Here is a 1,787-nt window from a genome sequence, read left to right as displayed (position 1 = left end):
TGCCATTCCAGCGGCTGGGCGCCGGCCGCGCCGAGGCGGTGGGCGGCGGTGCGCGCCATCGCCTCCATCACGCCGCCCGAGGCGGCGAACAGCTGCGCCGCGCCGGTGCTGCGCCCCAGCGGCTGGTCGAAGCGGCCGTCTTCCGGCAGCGCGTGGAAGGCGATGCCGCGCGCCTTGATCATCCGGGCCAGCTCGCGCGTGGTGAGCACGTGGTCGATGTCGCCGGCCATGCCGGGACGCAGCGCCTCGTCCTTCTTGGCCGTGCACGGCATCACGCTGACCACGTAGGGCTCCGCCTTGCCGTCGGCAAAATCGGCCCCGAGGCTGCGCGCGAACGCGCCGCGCTTGGTCAGCGCGCCGTGCATTTGCTGGGGCGACTTGGTGGTGCTCAGGTGCGGCAGCAGGTCGGGGCGGTTGAGCTCGACCCAGTTGACCCAGCCCGGACAGCAGGAGGTCATCAGCGGCAGCCGGCCCGCCGGCTGCGCCGGGTCCGCCAGGCGCGCCAGCAGTTCGCTGGCTTCCTCCATGACGGTCAGGTCGGCGCCGAAATTGCTGTCGAACACGTAGTCGAAGCCGAGCCGGCGCAGGGCGCTGATCATTTTCCCCGTGCTCACCGTGCCGGCCTCCATGCCGAACTCCTCGCCGATGGCGATCCGCGTGGCCGGCGCCACCTGTACCGCCGACACGCGGCGGTGCTCGTCGAGCACCTGCAGCACGGCGTGCCAGTGCGGCGTCTCCACCAGCGCGCCGACCGGGCACGCCTGCGTGCACTGGCCGCAGGAGATGCAGCCGGTGTGGGCCAGCGGCTGGTCGAACACCGTCACCGGCAGGCGCGCCGCGCCGCGCTGCGCGAAGCCGATCACGTACTGCTGCTGGCCGGCGGCGCCGCACGCGTCCGCGCACAGGCCGCATTCGATGCATTTGGCCAGGTCGCGCCAGATGCTGGGCGAGGTGTGGTCGCTCAGCCGGTGTTCCGGATGGGCGGCCGAGCCGCGCGCGACCTGGTCCCAGCGTTCCTGCCACTGGTTTTCGCTGATCAGGTTCTGCAATTGGCAGGCGCCGTTGACTTCGCAGCGCATGCAGTCGTTCGGGTGGCGCGCCAGCAGCCATTGCGCGTCCATGGCGCGAAAGCGGTGCAGGGCGGCGGACCCGGTCTCGACCACATCGCCCGCGCCCGCCCTGGCCACGCAGGCCGGCTGCGGATCGGGCCGGCCGGCCACCTCGACCAGGCACATGCGGCACACCGCGTGCGCGGGCAGGCGCGGGTGGTAGCACAGCGTGGGGATGTGCACGCCGGCGGCCCGGGCGGCATCCAGATAGGTCGCGCCGTCGGCCACCTCGACAGCCCGGCCATTGACGGTGAGCCGCAGCATGGGATGGGCCGGCGCCGCCTCGGTATCGCTCATGGTGTCCTCCGCTTTCTTGCCCCAGGCGCCCATTGTCGTCCCGCGCCGCCGCCACGCGCTTTGATCTGGATCAATCCTGCCCGCGATCGGCACCGGGCCGTATCCGGCGCACCTTTGACGCGCATCAAGCCCCCGCCGCGCGCTGCGGCGTACAACCGTGACAGGCCGCCGGCGCCGGCGCGGCTCTGCACATGGGAGGTTGCGAATATGGAAGCCGCTATGGATGGGAAACGCCAGTCCGGGGGCGCGCTGGCCCGGGAGTGCGCGCGCGCCGCGCAGGACCGCCCCATCCCGGTGTCATGAGCGTGCGCGCCGCATGGTGCGCCGCGCTGCTGGGGCTGTCCGGCTGCGTCGGCTGGCGGCCGGCGCCGCTGCCGCCGG

1 protein-coding gene is annotated in these 1,787 nt (G+C 73.0%); it reads right to left on the bottom strand.

What is annotated here, in order from left to right; translation table 11 throughout:
* On the bottom strand, positions 1-1,406 hold a 1,406-nt coding region (locus GTP77_RS29675), incomplete at its 3' end, for a [Fe-Fe] hydrogenase large subunit C-terminal domain-containing protein (RefSeq protein WP_229202436.1).
* Positions 1,407-1,787: the final 381 nt, after the last annotated feature.

The organism is Pseudoduganella aquatica, assembly GCF_009857595.1.
GTDB classification, from domain to species: Bacteria; Pseudomonadota; Gammaproteobacteria; order Burkholderiales; family Burkholderiaceae_D; genus Rugamonas; species Rugamonas aquatica_A.
Note: the sequence above shows the minus strand (reverse complement) of the source record. Positions and strands in the feature narration are given on the sequence as shown.